Source organism: Pedobacter steynii (assembly GCF_001721645.1).
GTDB classification, from domain to species: Bacteria; Bacteroidota; Bacteroidia; order Sphingobacteriales; family Sphingobacteriaceae; genus Pedobacter; species Pedobacter steynii_A.
In genome coordinates, this window is record NZ_CP017141.1 from 3182666 (window position 1) to 3199786 (window position 17121).

The 17121-nt window shown below is 40.9% G+C and carries 14 protein-coding genes and 3 tRNA genes; 9 read left to right on the top strand and 8 right to left on the bottom strand.

Annotated elements, in window-relative coordinates:
• Window positions 1–13: 13 nt before the first annotated feature.
• Window positions 14–493 (bottom strand): ABC transporter ATPase, encoded by a 480-nt coding sequence (locus BFS30_RS13315; RefSeq protein WP_069379743.1) that lies wholly within the window; start codon window positions 491–493, stop codon window positions 14–16.
• Between the two features lie 51 nt (window positions 494–544).
• Here BFS30_RS13315 and BFS30_RS13320 point away from each other — a divergent pair, with 51 nt between their 5' ends.
• The gene (locus tag BFS30_RS13320) at window positions 545–1027 is read left to right on the top strand and encodes a hypothetical protein (RefSeq protein ID WP_069379744.1); all 483 of its coding nucleotides are present in this window, start codon (window positions 545–547) and stop codon (window positions 1025–1027) included.
• Here the strand turns inward: BFS30_RS13320 and BFS30_RS13325 are convergent.
• The 3 genes from BFS30_RS13325 to BFS30_RS13335 are packed head-to-tail and all read right to left on the bottom strand — an operon-like array spanning window position 993 to window position 3907.
• Entirely contained in the window at window positions 993–1790 is a 798-nt protein-coding gene (locus BFS30_RS13325) for an MBL fold metallo-hydrolase (protein ID WP_069379745.1), read from the bottom strand. The genes BFS30_RS13320 and BFS30_RS13325 overlap by 35 nt on opposite strands.
• The gene (locus BFS30_RS13330) at window positions 1780–2580 is read right to left on the bottom strand and encodes a (Fe-S)-binding protein (RefSeq protein WP_069379746.1); all 801 of its coding nucleotides are present in this window, start codon (window positions 2578–2580) and stop codon (window positions 1780–1782) included. Before BFS30_RS13330 ends, BFS30_RS13325 begins: the two co-directional genes overlap by 11 nt.
• Window positions 2581–2611: 31 nt before the next feature.
• Complete coding sequence (locus BFS30_RS13335) at window positions 2612–3907, bottom strand: (Fe-S)-binding protein (protein ID WP_069379747.1); 1296 nt, start codon at window positions 3905–3907, stop codon at window positions 2612–2614.
• 174 nt (window positions 3908–4081) lie between these two features.
• Here BFS30_RS13335 and BFS30_RS13340 point away from each other — a divergent pair.
• The 5 genes from BFS30_RS13340 (at window position 4082) to BFS30_RS13360 (ending at window position 5627) form a co-directional block, all read left to right on the top strand.
• Window positions 4082–4154 (top strand) — tRNA-Phe (locus BFS30_RS13340).
• A gap of 53 nt (window positions 4155–4207) precedes the next feature.
• Window positions 4208–4293 (top strand) — tRNA-Tyr (locus BFS30_RS13345).
• A gap of 89 nt (window positions 4294–4382) precedes the next feature.
• Window positions 4383–4946, top strand: a complete 564-nt coding sequence (locus tag BFS30_RS13350) for a Crp/Fnr family transcriptional regulator (RefSeq protein WP_069379748.1) — start codon at window positions 4383–4385, stop codon at window positions 4944–4946.
• Window positions 4947–5056: 110 nt separating this feature from the next.
• Complete coding sequence (locus tag BFS30_RS13355) at window positions 5057–5452, top strand: YybH family protein (protein WP_157262914.1); 396 nt, start codon at window positions 5057–5059, stop codon at window positions 5450–5452.
• Between the two features lie 102 nt (window positions 5453–5554).
• Window positions 5555–5627, top strand: a tRNA-Phe gene (locus BFS30_RS13360).
• A 131-nt stretch (window positions 5628–5758) separates the two neighbouring features.
• On the opposite strand, the gene BFS30_RS13365 is transcribed toward BFS30_RS13360, so the two are convergent.
• Window positions 5759–6277, bottom strand: a complete 519-nt coding sequence (locus BFS30_RS13365) for a hypothetical protein (protein ID WP_069379750.1) — start codon at window positions 6275–6277, stop codon at window positions 5759–5761.
• Window positions 6278–6675: 398 nt separating this feature from the next.
• Here BFS30_RS13365 and BFS30_RS13370 point away from each other — a divergent pair, with 398 nt between their 5' ends.
• Window positions 6676–7704, top strand: a complete 1029-nt coding sequence (locus BFS30_RS13370; RefSeq protein WP_208603055.1) for a LacI family DNA-binding transcriptional regulator — start codon at window positions 6676–6678, stop codon at window positions 7702–7704.
• A gap of 70 nt (window positions 7705–7774) precedes the next feature.
• Here BFS30_RS13370 and BFS30_RS13375 read toward each other — a convergent pair whose 3' ends face one another.
• Together BFS30_RS13375 and BFS30_RS13380 are read right to left on the bottom strand one after the other, a co-directional pair.
• Window positions 7775–9415 (bottom strand): RagB/SusD family nutrient uptake outer membrane protein, encoded by a 1641-nt coding sequence (locus BFS30_RS13375; RefSeq protein ID WP_069382425.1) that lies wholly within the window; start codon window positions 9413–9415, stop codon window positions 7775–7777.
• Window positions 9416–9425: 10 nt separating this feature from the next.
• Entirely contained in the window at window positions 9426–12485 is a 3060-nt protein-coding gene (locus tag BFS30_RS13380; RefSeq protein ID WP_083252037.1) for a SusC/RagA family TonB-linked outer membrane protein, read from the bottom strand.
• 382 nt (window positions 12486–12867) lie between these two features.
• On the opposite strand from BFS30_RS13380, the gene BFS30_RS13385 reads away from it, so the two are divergent.
• Together BFS30_RS13385 and BFS30_RS13395 are read left to right on the top strand one after the other, a co-directional pair.
• On the top strand, window positions 12868–13875 hold the full coding sequence (locus BFS30_RS13385) for an LLM class flavin-dependent oxidoreductase (protein WP_069379752.1): 1008 nt from the start codon (window positions 12868–12870) through the stop codon (window positions 13873–13875).
• 247 nt (window positions 13876–14122) lie between these two features.
• The gene (locus BFS30_RS13395; protein ID WP_069379754.1) at window positions 14123–16003 is read left to right on the top strand and encodes a 7TM diverse intracellular signaling domain-containing protein; all 1881 of its coding nucleotides are present in this window, start codon (window positions 14123–14125) and stop codon (window positions 16001–16003) included.
• Here the strand turns inward: BFS30_RS13395 and BFS30_RS13400 are convergent.
• Window positions 15986–16777 carry a ThuA domain-containing protein gene (locus tag BFS30_RS13400; RefSeq protein WP_208603057.1) on the bottom strand — a complete coding sequence of 264 codons (792 nt, stop codon included), beginning with the start codon at window positions 16775–16777 and terminating at the stop codon, window positions 15986–15988. The two genes, BFS30_RS13395 and BFS30_RS13400, sit on opposite strands and share 18 nt — an antisense overlap.
• Window positions 16778–17121 lie beyond the last annotated feature (344 nt).

Genomic DNA, 17121 nt, shown 5'->3' on the forward strand with positions numbered 1-17121 from the left:
TTGTTAAGTTGAGTTACAGCAGGTGTGCAAACACTTTGCTGTGCCAGCTTTGTTCAAAAGGAACTTCCCATTTAGTCTGGAATTCCTCAAGGGTTTGAACAAGGTTGTTAAATACAACTGTCTTTGGTCCTACTTTTTTGATACTTACCAGGGTTTCAAAATCTTCTTTGTTGGTGACGATGACTTTGCCATCCACTCTGTAGGCCATATTAAACCGGTCAAAAAGGTCTACCTTATATTCCTGTTCTATTTCTTTGATGATCCTTACCGATGAATCTATTGAACATCCGGTTACACCGGCGCTTGCTTCGTCTACCGTAAATACAATGAAGAAATGATGCAATACTTCGGCTTTAGCACTCAGCTGGTGGCCATGTGCTTTCCATTGCGCCGTAAAATCATTCAGCTTTTGCTGAACTGATGCCACCTCGCTGTCAGTAAACGGACGGTTGCTTTGGTATACCCAAACTTTTGATTGTGGAGAAAAAGTCATACTCCAAATTTAGCAAAATATTTAAATTGATTTTTCTAAAATAGGAACGTGATGAAAAAGTTTACATTAAACTTAAGAATATGCCTTTGCGCATTGTCATGCGTTATATTTATGGCTTTTTCTACACAAGTTGTTCTGGATGAGGAGTTTGCTTATCTTCAAAAAAAGCTGTGTGAACACTACGACAGCAGCAGAGAGGGAAAGGAAATTAAGCGATACGAGCTAAATGTTACCAACAGTGGCTTCTGCCGGTATAGACGTTATTTCTCCAATGGAAAAGTAGAGTATTTTTCATTTAACCTGATAAAATTCAGTGGAATAGATTATTACGGAACAGACAAAAGCGGCCATCTGTTTTTACGAACAAAAGGAGAGGATGTGATTGTTCAAACCTACAACGATAAAAAAGGCGGAGATATAGACAGTATGGCTTGTTATATGACCATTCCAATGAAAGATATTGAGCCGCAGGATTTGTCCGATCTTTCAGATCGACTCGTTAAAATGAATGCACAGCTATTGGCTCAAAAATAGTATAAACCTCAGTTTCTGTATACCTGGAAGCCACTATGATCTCTGTCCCGTTTGCATGTTCCTTAAACAGATTGGTTACCAGTTCAGGGCAGTTGTTGTCTTTGGAAAGATGGGACAATAACAGGTGGCTCATGAAAGAAGGTTTATGAGCGGTAAAGAGATCCAGGGCCTGTTTATTGGACAAGTGACCCATTCCTCCGCTGATGCGTTTCTTAAGAAAGTACGGATAGGCACTTCTGCTTAAAAGCTCCTCATCATAATTCGTTTCCAGAAATGCAGCATGGCATTGCCGGAAATGGCTGGTCAGTTCTTCACACACCGCTCCAAGATCAGTAAATACGCCAACTTTAGTTTCCCCGCAGGAAACCAGAAAGCTATGAGGTTCGGCCGCATCATGTAATTTGAGGAAGCTGCTGATATTCAGGTCTCCTATTTGTATGTTCTGGCGACTAAAAAGTGTTCTGATCAAATCTTCCCTCAGGTTGAATCTGCAACCCTTTAAGGTACCTGGGGTAATGTATACCGGCAGGTTGAATTTAGCAGACAGCGTGGAGAGTCCCTTGATATGATCTGTATGTTCGTGAGAAATAAAGATGGCTTTTACCTTATCCATACTCAATCCCAATCTGGACATTCTCTTTTCAGTTTCCCTGCAGGAGATGCCGGCATCAATCAGTACCGCTTCTCTGTCGTTGCCGACATAGTAGCAGTTGCCGTTGCTACCCGAGTTAAGGGAGGCAATATAGAGGTTGCTACAAGCCATTTGCTCTGGCTGTGATTTCTGCAATATCTAATACCTGAACATTTTGATCCTGATCTTTCAGCTTAACACCATCACGGAGCATGGTCATGCAGAAAGGGCAGGAAGCTGCAATTACCTGTGGTTGTGTTTCCAGCGCCTCTTCAATTCGTTCTATATTGATGTCTTTATTTCCTTTTTCGGGTTCTTTAAACATTTGGGCACCACCAGCTCCACAACACAGGCCATTAGACTTACAGCGTTTCATTTCCACCAGCTGGGCATCTAATACTTCAAGTGCTTTACGCGGAGCTTCATAGACATTATTTCCGCGGCCTAAATAACAAGGGTCATGGTAAGTGATTTTTTTACCTTTGAAACTCTCTCCACCTTCCGCTTTTAACTTTCCATCGTTGATCAGATCCTGGATCAGCTGGGTATGGTGAATCACCTCATATGTTCCGCCAAGGCCAGGATATTCATTCTTAATGGTATTGAAGCAGTGTGGACAGCCGGTAACAATTTTTTTGATATTATATCCGTTGAGTACTTCTATATTGGTCATCGCCTGCATCTGGAACAGAAATTCATTTCCTGCCCGTTTTGCGGGATCTCCGGTGCAGCTTTCTTCAGTTCCAAGAACTGCATATTTCATGCCTACGTGGTGCAGGATCTTACAGATATCACGAGTGGTTTTCTGTGCTCTTTCATCATAGCTTCCGGCACAACCTACCCAAAACAGGATTTCTGGTTCTTCACCTTTGGCTATCAGCTCTGCCATTGTTGGCACTTCAAAATTTAGTTGCTCGCTCATCTTAGCTCTAATATCAGATTTAATATTTTGATTAACTTTCTTTAGCCCAGTTCAACCGGTCTGCCGGCGAATACTTCCATGGGGCACCATTGTTTTCAATATTCCCCAGCATGGCATTAATGCTGGCCGGAGCCTGTGATTCTTCCATTACAGCATATCTTCTCAGTTCGGTAATGATAGACAAGGGATCGATATTGATCGGACAGGCTTGTGTACAAGCATTACAACTGGTACATGCCCATATTTCTTCCCTGCTGATGTAAGTATCTATTAAAGACTTTCCATCATCAAATCCGTTTCCGGTTTTATCAATATTTTTTCCAACTTCCTCCAGCCTGTCGCGGGTATCCATCATGATTTTACGTGGGGAAAGTAGTTTGCCGGTTATATTTGCCGGACATACGGAAGTACACCGTCCGCATTCTGTGCAGGTATAAGCATTCATCAGATTTACCCAGGTCAGGTCGTTCACATCCTTGGCTCCAAATTTACTGCCATCAGGCTCAGGAGGGCTGAAGGAAGGATCTAACATTGCTTTTACTTCATTGGTTACGCTTTGCATATTGCTAAATTCCCCTTTAGGTTCCAGATTGGAGAAATAGGTATTTGGAAAGGCAAACATGATATGGAAGTGTTTGGAGTAAGGCAGATAATTCAGGAAAGCAAATATCCCTATAATATGAAACCACCAGCATCCTCTTTCAATAGCAATTAAGGCTCCTTCAGTATTGGGTAAAAGGTTAACCAGAAACTGGCTCACGGGGAAAGCGCCGACTGAAGTATAGTGTGCTGATCCCATAGCCTGTAATTTTACATCGGCGGCATTCATTAACAGAAAAGCTGTCATTAGTAAGATTTCTGTAATCAGGATATAATTGGCATCTGATTTAGGCCAGCTGGTCATTTCTACTCCGCTGAACCTTTTCAGTTTTATGATATTTCTTCTTGCCAGGAAGATGGCACAACCCAGCCATACGCCCAGAGCGAGGATTTCAAAAGAAGCAATCAGAAAATTATAGACTGCGCCCAAACCGCCAAAAACACGATGGGTGCCGAAAACACCATCAATCATGATCTCCAATACTTCAATATTGATGATGACAAAACCTGCATAGACAATCAAATGGAGAAAGGCAGGGATAGGGCGAAAGAACATTTTCGTCTGCCCAAGCGCAACTTTGACCATGGTCATCATTCTTTTTTGCGGCTGATCAGTTCTGTTTGCCGCCTTTCCAATCCGAATGTTGCGGATAACTTTCTTTAAGTTATAACTGAACAAGGCGACCCCCGCCAATGCAATTGCTATAAATAGGATTTGTAACACCATTTTTCTGAAGATCTGTTATAGTGTTGCTAAGTTAAAACAAATCCGGTAAAACAAATTACTATGCATGCATAAAATTTAAATTTAGACGGGTTTTAAATAAAATAAGAAGAATTAATTTGTTTTTTGAAAAAAGACACTACATTTGCAATCCCAAACGAGGGGACAAGGTTAAATGGTGCGGTAGCTCAGTCGGTAGAGCAAAGGACTGAAAATCCTTGTGTCGCCGGTTCGATCCCGGCCCACACCACTTCAAAAAGCTTCAGCGCAATCTGAAGCTTTCTTGTTTTAATTCATGGAAATGGGGGGATACCAGAGTGGCCAAATGGGACAGACTGTAACTCTGTTGTCGCAAGACTTCGAAGGTTCGAATCCTTCTCCCCCCACCATTAATTTTCCCATCCTCTTTTTCATTCTTCAGGAGGAAAAATCATAAGACTTTACGCATTGAAAAACTATCTTTGAACAAAATACAAGAATGATTGAGCTGCTTCTGGAATGTCTTAGGGCTGATTGTGATTTTTCTTTAGCGGAATTTTCGGACGCTAAAAGACACTTTATTTTCTCTAAAAAGAAGAAAAAAGATTTTCTGCTGAAGGAAGGAGAGATTTCAACCGATTATTTTCTGATCCTGGATGGGTATGTACGCAAATTTTACCTGGGGGAAAACGGAACGGAGGTAACCATTGAACTGCTGGGGAAGGGAGAGTTTGCCGCATCAATGTACAGTATACTACAGGGGGTACCTTCCTTTGAAAATATTCAATGCCTTACGGATTGCCTGGTCGTGAAGATTGCGGAATCCTCTTTTGAAGCCTTAGCTTTAAAGGATCCCAGATGGATTCAGTTTGGAATGAAATGTCTGAAGGCGGCTTTGCTAAAAAAGGAAGAAAGAATCCTGACCTTCGGGAAGCTTAAAGGTAAAGCACGTTATGCCAAACTAATCAAAGAAAAACCGGATTTTGTTCAACATATCCCAGTTCAGTACCTCGCTTCTTATCTCGGAATGAAACCCGAATCTTTAAGCCGCATCAGAAGCTAAGTCCTGTTTTCCTAACAATTGTTATTTTTTATATCCTGGGTTCTGTAGAGTTTTGCAGGGAGGGTCAAGGCTAGCTTAGTTCAGCCGGAGAAATGACCATTCAGAAAACAATGGAAGAATTTGATAGAAAAACGCCAGCTGGCACGGTAGGGTATTTTAGAAATTGCCTGAAAAGCGGAAATGTGGAAGACGCATTAGGTTGTTTCGATAGTCAGGGGATATATATAGATCGTAGTGGTAAAGAAATGAAAGGATTACCGCAGATTGAAATAGCGATGAAAAGTTTGTGTATGCTGAGGCCTTCAATTGTAGGAGCTGCAGCACACGTCAGTATTATTGGTGACCTGGCCATGTGGTTAGACAAATGGACGATGACCGGGAAAACTCCGGATGGCGATCCCATTGAGATGAATGGTCATACTTCCTGTATTTTAAAGAGAAATGACGCTGGACTTTGGTTGTGGCTGGTAGACAACCCTTTCGGTGCAGCAATTCTTGAAGATTAACGGAACAAAATCTGTATTTTAAATTATTTTCAAAAAAGATTTTGTTTTTAGAAAAAAGACCCTACATTTGCAATCCCAAACAATGGGACAAGAAATAAAAACGGTGCGGTAGCTCAGTCGGTAGAGCAAAGGACTGAAAATCCTTGTGTCGCCGGTTCGATCCCGGCCCACACCACTTCAAAAGCTTCAGAGAAATCTGAAGCTTTCTTGTTTTATGTGCTTTTCCCAATTCGCTGTCATTATTTGAGATATCCGTATGTTCTGCCGGGATATCGTTCCATTAGACTCGATGGGCTATCTGGAGTTTTATTTCCAATCAACAGTTAAATCACGGAATTCCGCAGAATAAGGTTCCCCTGCCGAATGCGTATACTCGAAATTAAATAACTTGATGATTTTTACAGCGGGTAGGACTCCTCCAAACGTATAAGTACATTTAATGGGCACATCTGTATTCAGATTTATTGACCTGAAATCACTTGCACCTACTGTATATGATTTTAGTTTGTATTCATTTCCATCAATATCAATAATTGAATTCACACTTGACATGATGTACCAGTTTGCCGCACTCGTTTTTAGCACAACAGTCATAGTAATCGTTTGTGTTTTACTGTTGCCCTCAACTTTTATAAGTTTAAAATTGATCTTATCAGATGTAATTTCTTTTATAGGTTCATTAATTTTTAATGAATTTTTCAGGTATTTATTTTCATCCTGTGTTTTTAGTAATTCTTTTTTAAGCTGATCGCAATTCTGTACAGTTTGGGCAATTGAGAGTGTTTTGAAGCTGCAAATCAATACGATGATAATCAATCTTTTCATAAGAGTGTTTTTATGTGAATGAAAAATATATTTTATACATAAAACTAGAGTTTTTTATTGGAAAATAAAGGCTTGTTTGGTGCGAATTTATTTTAATTACATTATTTATGTAATCTATTTTTTGTTTTGTTTTTCTTTAAAGTGTATTTCTGAGTGTTTGGTTCCGTTTGAGACCCTCGTTTCTTGATGTTGTCGAACTAATTGTGTGGAAAATTTATTCGCTATTGGTGCTTTTGTTTTGTACTTGTACGTGCCCTGGAAAATTCCCGATTACTCATTTTGGTTCATTGGATTTTAAAGCGATAACTGATTCCGGTGCGCTTGAGTAATCAGGATTGTCATGTTTTTTTAATAAATTGTCTATACTTTTAGCCTCCAATACTAAATGATCTATACAGATGATGAACAAAAAAGTCTCTATCAAAGATATCGCAAGACTTACCAACACTTCCATTACTACCGTTTCCTTTGTGCTGAATGGCAAAGGGCATATTAGTAAAGAAATCACAAAAAAAGTACTGGATACTGCAAGGGAAATCGGATATGAACCAAACCGTATGGCTATTGGTCTGCGAACAGGTGTTTCTAAGGTGATTGGTCTGGTTGTAGAAAACATTGGAGGGCCTTTTTTTGGCGAAATGAGTAAGGTTATTGAAAAAGAGGCAGAAAAATTGGGCTACCGCATTCTTTATTGCAGCACTGATAACAGCATTAGTAAGGGCAAGGATGTCATCAGAATGCTCACCCAACAGCTGGTTGACGGGTATATCATTACCCCTTTAAAGGGGTTGGAAGAGGATATTCAAAAATTGGTTGATCAGGGGAAACCTGTGGTGCTGGTAGATGGTTATCTGCCAGGCTTAAATATTCCACATGTGCTGGTAGATAATTATAATAGCGTCAATAAAGCTGTAAATTGTTTTATTGAAGGAGGTTTTAAAAAAATCGGCTTTGTCACATCTGATCTTGATCTTATACAGTTGCAGGATCGTTTAATGGGTTATAAAGCAGCCTTGAAAATGAATGGATTGAAGGAAGAGAAAGAATTGATTCTGAAACTGCCTTACCAGATGGATAAAGATCAATGTGTTGAAGAAATCAAAAACTTTATTGAAGCGAATAAGGAGATGGATGCCATCCTGTTTACAACAAATTATTTAGGAATCATGGGATTGAGGAGTGTGAAAGAAATGGGCCTGAATATTCCTTCCGATATGGCGATGATCAGCTTTGATGAAAGTGAAATCTTCAGTCTTTTTCCTCCCGGAATTACAACCATCCAGCAGCCTGTTTATCAAATTGCAAAGCTCGCAATAGATATGTTGCTGTCCCAGATAAGTAATGAGGACCATGCTGATTCTGCTGAAATGAAGCTGCAAATTCCATCGAATCTTATTGAACGTGGCTCCACGTTAAAGAAAGTCTGATTATAAAATGATAACACCTAAAGGCCTGCATGCCTTTAGGTGTTATCGGATCGATTTCAAAAATATCTGGCTAGTTGTAACCAGGGTTTTGGCTGAGATTGGTATTTAGGTTACGCTGTTGCTGCGGTATAGGAAACAACTCGCGTGTTGCTGAGGAAGGGTTATGGTCCCACCATGAACCTGAACTGAATTTTTTCCAACGGATCAGGTCGTCTCTTCTAAATCCCTCGAAAATGAACTCACGACCACGCTCTGCCAATAATTCATTCAGAGTGAGGGTTGATGTCGTATAGGCATGAGTTGCCCAGTCGGCCTCAGTATAAGCCCTCTTTTTACAATCGTTGATCAGTTGTACTGCTTCCGCATTCGCAGCACCTCCATTTTTACGCATGATGGCCTCAGCTTTTGCAAAATAAATCCAGGTAAGGCGATAAATATTCCAGTCTGTATTGTTGTAATTGACATTGATAGCCGGAATACCACCAGGTCCTGCAACCTGATTGCCTAATTTATATTTATTGAACCGGACTCCGCTATTTTCTTCCCCTTCACTCATATTGGAGAGGGTAGAACCATTCTTGTTTTTGCGGATATTGTCTACAAATTCAAGTTGTTGTCCATCGTATTCTTCAGACGCAAGGACAGGAGTCCCATCCGCTAGTTTTGTCATCTTGCCGATCAGCAGCCAATTGGATTTTCGTAAATCTGCATTTTCAAATGTTGGGTAGACACCAGGTACAACAACCACTCCGTTGTTTCCGTTCCGTCCACCACCATAGATCTCTCTTTGTTTGAAATGGAAGAATTCAGATGGCCAGGAAGGCTCAAATCTGGCAAGCGTATAGTCGTAAGCTATAGAAAAGATGACCTCTTTCGAGAGGTTGTTTTCTGGCCGGAACTGATCAGAGATATTCGGATCAAGTTCCATCTTTCCATTTTGTCCACCTGCTTCACCGTTAATGAGTTTGTTTGCTGCGGCAATGCAATCATCCCAACGTGCAGTTCCGGTCCATGCTTCTGCATTTAAGTACAATTCCACTAACATGGCATAAGCTCCGGCCTGGCTCATTCTACCCAGCTGATCTTTAGATAATTTTGGTGCTTTATCCACATTTTGTTTAATTTCCTGCTCTATGAAATTGAACACCTGGGCCCTTGGCATGGTATTCGGTTTTGCTGGTTCTCCCACCTTTGTTACGACTGGAATATTACCGAAAAGGTCCATTAATTTAAGATAGTGGAATGCTCTTAATAGCTTAAGTTCGGCTATATATGCGTCTTTTTCTACCTGGGTAATGCCCATTTTACCGATGTCACGTTTCTCCAGGTTTTCGATAGGGTCGTTACATAAGCCCATTCCCCAATACATCAATACCCAGGCCCGGTTTAATCCATCTTCATCGACGGTCCAGCTATGGTAATGCAATCTTTTCCATTTTCCGTTGTCCTCTCCATGCCGGCCTTTTGTAGGCCAGGCCAGCTGATCTGCCGATAGTTCTGAAGGTCTCCACCAACCATCTTGTCCCGATGGGGTTACCCAGGCATTCGCATGGGTATAAGGTCTGAGTACAGCAGACAGAACCTCCGTTTTATTATTGTAAAATTCATCTGTCAGTAATTGATCGTAAGCATTTTCATCCAGCTTGGTACATGAAATGGTGAAAGACACCATGAAAGCCAGGGCAAGGTATATAATTGATTTATTTTTCATGTTTCTATTTTTAAAATCCAACATTTAGTCCAACTACAAATGATCTTGTGCTCGGGTAAGGACCTCTTGCATCAATACCAAGACGTTGTCCGTTGATCTCATTTCCTAAGCCATTGTCTAAGACATAATCCGGGTCATTTCCAGTATAATTTGTAAATGTGGCTAGGTTTTGTCCGGTTACATACACATGAAGTTTACGCAACCAATTTGTTTTAAAGTTGAAATTGTAACCCAGTGTGATCTCATCAATTTTAACATAACTACCCTTTTCTATATAGTAGTCTGTATACATATAAGTATCATCTATCTGACTGAATTTGGTGAACGTATCTCTTAGCAGGTTACCGCTCCAGGTTTTGTTTCCATAAGTTAATGCGGTTGTATTTAAGATATCAAAATCGAATTTCCCTCTTAAGAATATCCTGAGGTCAAAATTTTTGTAACGGAAATTATTTGTCCATGATGCATAATACTTAGGTACCGCATTTCCAAGAGGAACCAGGTCGGTTGCATTCAGGTCATCTCTGGAATTGTTGATCTGGTCATTTCTAACGGCTTCTCCATTTCTGTTGTAGAATAACCATTTTCCGTCTGGTGTAAAACCAGCAAATCGCTTTCCGTAGAATACCCCGATTTTACCACCTTCATAAGTGGTATACGCATCCCCAAGTGCTCCGGCACCACCAATACTTCCAAAGGTTTTGTATTTAACTTTATAAATGTCATTGGAATAACTGTCCAGCTGATTGCTCAATGTACTTGCAGTTACGTCCATACTCCAGGTAAAATCAGTATGACGAATCGCGTCGTAACTCAATGCAATTTCAATCCCTTTGGAAGATATGGTTCCAACATTGGTGTACAGAAAGTCGCGGACATAAGGGGGCTGTGGAGAGGTATAAGTATCCAGCAGATCTTTAGTAGTTCGCTTAAATACATCAATTGCCCCGGTCAGACGTTTTTCAAATAACTTGAAGTCCAGTCCGATATTCAACTCCCGTTTCGTTTCCCATTTCAGATTGGGGTTCGGGTTGCGGTTAGGGCCGTAAGTTTCGTAGTAGTTCCCATCCGGAAAAAGGTATTTTCCGCCACCACCCAGAGTTACCCTGGAAGCATTATTCGCGATACCTGAATTTCCCGTCAGTCCATAGCCCACTCTTAGCTTCATAAAATCAATGAACTTATAGTTCTTCATGAAATCTTCTTCCGTCAGGTTCCATCCAACAGAAACAGCAGGGAATGTTGCCCATTTGTTGTTCGTTCCAAACTTTGATGAACCCTCACGACGCAGAATAAACTGAGCCATATACTTATTGTCGAAAGCATAATTCAACCGGCCAAAAAAGGCGATGAGTGTATTGTCATTTTTAAAACTACTTACAGATGCAGTGGCAGGACTTAAAGGAGCTCCTGTATTCAGGTTATCCTCGCGGAGTAAGTCATTGATGAATCCCCTGTTGGAAGCGCCGGAACCTTCTTCCATATAATAGCGATAACTATAACCCCCTATAGCGGAAATGCTGTGCTTGTCAAAGAGTGTCTTTTTGTATTGTAAGGTTGGTTCAACCGCATATGCCTGGGATAAGAATGTTCCTTTATAGGCATAGCCTCCTCCACGGGAATCTGTATTTTCCATGGAATCCTCACTTGCTTTTAAACGGTATTGACCATCATTGTAGTTGTTCCGGGTTACCGATCCAAAAAGCGATGCCTGCAAGCCTTCAATAATGTTCAGGTCTACTTTTCCATCCGCAGAGCTGGTCTGTTGTTTTCTGTTGCTGGTTTCCTGAGCCAGGCGGGCAAACTCGTTGGTACTGGTGAGATCAAAACGGTAGCTGCCATCTGGGTTATAATTGGAAAGCGTTGGGTTTTTTGCAGATTCACTTTCCCAGCCCCCTCCGCCAAGCAGATTGGCTTTATTGAAGTTGGTAGCCAGGTTGATTTGTGCTGTTAAACGGTCATTCAGCCCCTTTTGAGTAATGTTAAGGCGGAGTCCATATTCTTCTCTTCCATTTTCTCTGCTAATGCCTTCCAGGTCGCGGTAATTTAGACTTGCCCTATAGCTTGTTTTGTCAGTACCGCCGGATAGGGCCAGATTATGGTTCTGCGAAAGATTATCATGGTTAATCAGCTGGTCGTAAAAGTCAGTACTGCTGCCGAAATCTTTTTGTTTAAGTTCCCCGGAGAGGATTTTTGCCCGGTATTCGTCTGCGCTAAGGTAATCCGGTCTTCTTTGCATGTAATCTTTTCTGAAGTAACTGGAATAATTAAAGGCTGCGGGCCCGGCTTTTCCTTTTTTGGTCGTGATAATGATCACTCCGGCATTGGCGCTGGTCCCATAGATCGCGGCTCCGGAGCCATCTTTTAAGATGTCAATGGATTCAATATCGTCCTGTTGTAAGAGGTCTGCATTTCCTCCGGGAATCCCATCAATCACAAATAGCGGGCTAGAACTTCCATTAACGGTAACTGCTCCTCTTAGCTGTACGGAAATGCCAGTATTGGGATTGGATCCTGATCTGGACAATTGCAGACCTGCAACTTTACCCACAATGAGGTCTAATGGATTTCTGGCCCCACCTTGTCTGAATTGTGAAGCATCCACATGGGCTACTGCAGAAGTCACTTCTTTAGAAGAGATTGTTCCGTAGCCGATACTTACAATTTCAACATCCTGCAGGGTATTACTGGTAGGTTTAAGCTGGATAGAGATGTTTTTCTGATCAGCAACGGTAACCTCTCTGGTGGCATATCCAATAAAGCTGAATACCAGAACTGTAGTTGTTGAAGGAACATCAATTTCAAACTTACCTGCACTATTCGTGGATACCACAGTTTTAGTGCCTTTAATTTTTACACTGACCCCAGGTAGGGGCAGGCCATTTTCATCAGTTACAGTTCCCTGAACACGGAGATCAGCAAGCTGGTTCGGATTGGTTTTCAGCGGAACCCGGTTTGTGGCGGGCCTTGCGGCCTCCAGGTTCAATGTGCCGAAGCTAAGTCCGAAGAGGATGGATCCTGCAAAGAGAAGGGGCCCTGGATTGATGAATTCTGTAATTCTTTTTTTCATTTTGTTGGTTTTTAGGTTATGGGGTATATGGATTAATTGTATTGCTGGTTTACTGGGGTTTTATCACTTATTAAATAGCTCCTTGTGTATTTAAAACGTTTTACTAATTTTTGCATAGCTCAGCTTGATACTGGTGATGGATGTATTATTTATAGTCTTATAATGAAAAAAATAGGGTGCCGGCTTTTAACCTGAAAAATTGGAGCTCGTCTTAATTATTAAAATTAAGTAAAACGTTTTAATAAAACCAAATGAAAAATAGAAATATGAATTGTTTGGCTGGTGTCTAATTAATTGAAAACATGTGAACTGAAAGTCATATCAATCGCCGGCACTTATATAGGAAAGGTTTTGATTGTATTTTTGATTTTATTTTATTCACATGAAGAAACTACTGACATCCATTCCTTTCTCGGTATTAGACCTGGCTACCGTTATAGCCGGAAAAACTCCTGCTGATACTTTTAAAAATAGTTTGAATCTGGCACAACATGCAGAGGAATGGGGCTACAACCGTTACTGGCTTGCAGAACACCACAATATGATTAGTGTTGCCAGCTCTGCAACGTCGGTCGTGATCGGACATATTGCTGCAGGAACTAAATCTATTCGTGTAGGTTCCGGAGGAATCATGCTTCCAAACCATTCTCCACTGGTAATTGCGGAACAGTTTGGAACACTGGAATCCCTCTTTCCCGGCAGAATCGATCTGGGACTGGGACGGGCACCAGGTACTGATCAGCTAACTGCTATGGCCATCAGAGGAGAGCGAATGAATGCAGCAAATAGTTTTCCTCAGGATGTACTTAAGCTTCAGGCTTATTTTTCTGCAGAAAACAGTACGAGTAGTGTCAGGGCAATTCCGGGAGAAGGGCTGGACATTCCAATCTGGATTCTGGGATCAAGTACGGACAGTGCCCGCCTCGCTGCCGCATTGGGACTTCCATATGCTTTTGCAAGTCATTTCGCTCCGGCTCAGTTTCTTACAGCCATCAATATTTACAGACAGAACTTTAAGCCTTCGGATCATTTAAAGGAACCTTATGTATTGGCTTGTGTGAATGTTGTTGCTGCCGAAACAGATGCTGAAGCAAATAAACTGGTCACTTCATTGTATCAGCTATTCAGAGGAATTGTAACTGGTAAGCGGTCCCTGCTACAGCCCCCTGTTGAAACGATGGATGGAATATGGACGGAGTACGAAGAAGAACAGGCAGGGCAAATGCTGGCTTGTACTTTTACCGGAAATAAGGAAACACTTAGCCATGACCTGCAGCAATTTCTGGATCAGACACAGGTCGATGAGCTGATGGTCACCTCACACATTTTTGATCATCAGGCGCGTCTACGCTCTTATCAAATTTTATCAGAGGTGTTTAAAGGAATATAGAAGAACTGCTTTAGGCATAGACAGATCAATCTATCTGACTGTGTCTAAAGCGTATCATCTCAACACATGTTGACTGTCACAGTCTGCCTTTAAAGTGGATTTTGTTCTGGAATATTTTGCGTTTAAGGCGTATTAAATTTATGTCAATAATTTGATATACAGTGTTTTGTGTGTTTTTGTCCTTGTTTGTTTCAAAAACTCCTTTAAATTTACGGCAACCAAATATCTGTTTAGCCTGAAACTTTAAATGACAAAACTGCATCACTTCCCTTTACCCGGACCCTGGGTTAAAAGCTTTGTGCTCCTATTGATCCTTTGCGCCGTAATAACTCAGGAAAGCATTGCCCAGCGGGTCGTAGTTATTCAGGACCAGGTTCCGCACCATATCTTTTCTTATGGAGAACTAGAGTATCTGGAAGACAAAACCAATACTTTAACTTTTTCGGATATTTTAAAGCCGGATTTCAATTTGAAATTCCAATCGAATAAAAAGTATACGCCTAAAAATTACCATACCGGTTCCTCGTATTGGTATCGCTTCAAAATTAAGCATACCAGAAATTCATCGAAAAACTGGATTCTGGAATTTTTCGATCAGTCGATTCATCATGTAAGCCTATATGTTCCGGATACCTTGCAGCAGTATCATGCACATTATTTTGGAACAGAGTATATTTTCAGTAAAAGAGAGTATGGACATAAAAATTTCACTTACGACCTGAAGAACAATTCAGACCTGGAACTTACCTATTATGTGAAGCTGAAATCTTCTCAATCAGTGGGAGCGATTATTGTGCTCAGGGATGTGCATTGGTTCATTAAATATGCGCTCAATGAGTATCTTATTTTCGGCTTGTTCTATGGCATGGTTATCGTGTTCAGTTTGTATAATTTGCTGATGTTCTTCGCCGTAAGACAAAAGCAATACCTGTATTATGTCTTGTACAACCTCAGCATAGGTTTGTATGAGATGAGTAGCGATGGAATTGCATTTCAATATTTATGGCCTGACTCTCCCTGGTGGAACGAATACGGCTTTGGTTTCGCCTTATTTTTTAGCAGTATTTTCGGACTGATGTTTACCCTCAATTTTTTATATGTAAAAGCCAAGGCTCCGGAACTGCATAAGCTGATTATTGTAGTTCTTATTCTAAGGATTGGGTTCTTCATCTGGTGTCTGTTTGATAAACATCTTTTCAGCTTTAAATTGATCGAGCTGATTCCTTTACTGGTGGCTTATGGTACAGGAATTTACATTTTGAAGAACCGCTATAAACCAGCGAGATTCTTTGTAATTGGTTATAGTTTCCTGCTCATTGGTTTTGCGATAAAAATCCTGTTGTTGCTAAATGTCTCCTGGCTTCCTTATGGACCAGTCACTTATTATAGCTTAAGTTTTTGCTTTGTTATCGAAATGATCCTGGTTTCTTTTGCCATCGGTGAAAGTATCCGGACGTTAAGAAAGAAAAAAGATAAAGCGCAGAAAAGGATCATCACTCAGCTGCAAATCAACGAGCGCTTACAGGAAACTCTTAATAAGGAGCTGAGTTCATTGGTAGAGATCAGAACCAGAGAGGTAAGGGATAAAGCTGCCATTATAGAGAAGCAGAATGAAGAGATTTCTGTAATGAATGCTATGCTGGAAAAAGACAATCAGGAACTTCATCAGAATATTGAAAAGGTCACCAGAGCGAGGGTGATGTCGGATGAAGTGGATTTTGCCGAATTCAGTAAGATCTATCCCGACCGGGAAACCTGTTTTAAGTACTTGTCAGAACTCAAATGGGCAAATGGGTATCATTGCAGGAAGTGTACAAATGCCCATTATCTGTCTGGTTTTCTTCCTTACAGTCGCAGGTGTACGAAATGTGGGTACGATGAGTCGGTGATTGCCAATACCATATTTCAGAATAGCCGAATTCCGATTAATAAAGCTTTTTACATGCTTTTCCTGGTATATTCCACAAAGGGAAAAATATCTTCACATAAATTGTCAGAAATCCTGTTGATCCGGCAAAGCACCTGCTGGGCTTACAATAGCAAAATGCAGAAAATGCTGGAAGAACGGAAAAAGGAACTTCGAAATGCAGGAGAGGGGGGCTGGAGTAAACTAGTTCTTGAATCCTGAGTTTATTTTTTGATTTCCAAGCCATAACAGGCCTTCCATAATAAATTTGTCCTGACTGGTATTGCCAAAGGTAAATGATAATTCCTTATTGGTATGATGTTCATAGTCGATGTCATTATGCCCCATATTGACGTAAATCATTTTATATTTCTTATTGCTCCATGCCACAGGATAATAGCCATTATACCAGATCTCGTGCGCTTTAGGGCCAGTACCTAATGGAAAACTGCTACTGTCTACAGCCAGTAGAATATCGATATCCGGATTCTTTCTTAAATCATTTTCCCATCGGTACCACTCATTAGGGCTGGACCTGAAGACAGGGGGCAACGGTCTGGTGACCGGATGTTTGCTGTTTTCTACGCTTAGAACTGCTGAGGTAGGCCGCCAGGTATTACTGCCATAGGAACCTGAACCAAGAAACTGATGATGGTACCAGTTCCAGTTGTCGGGGAAAGTAGATCCGGCTAAGGAAAATGCCGCGAAATGAAACCCCATCCAGGCACCTCCTTTTTCCATGTATTGCTGAAAGGCGAGTCGTTGAACCGGATCTTCCGGTCTGGTATCAAGGAATAAAACGATCTGGTATCTGGCCAGAAACTTTTCATTCATATTGGCCCAGTTGGAGGTCGTGTCGTAACTGAAATTATATTTAGCCGCCATTTTTGGAAACCATCGATTGGCCTCATGAACATAACTGATATGGGCGCGATCATTTTTTGCCGTATAGAAAGCAATTACGCTGAACTTTACTTTCAATATGGATTTTGCCATTCCCGATGTGGTAAAAAGAAGCATGCATAACAATAACCACCGGTTAATTTTAGAGAATAAGTCCATGGTTTGATCTGGTCTTTAGAAGTTCTTAACCAAATATATCATCTTTCCGGACAAAATGAGCGGTCCCTTTCTCCAAAAACATCGTTTTTGGCTCCTTAGAAAGCCTTTTTAAGTCTGAAGTTTAACTTTTTTAGAGAAATTTTCAATGCTTTTTAACCGTATCACAGCTAAAACTATAAACCAGCTAATTTGATCTGAATCAGGGATAAAGTGTATTTCCTGTTTGTAATTAAAGCGTATTGTTTTTATTGTAAGTTATTGTTTATCAGTCTTTTATG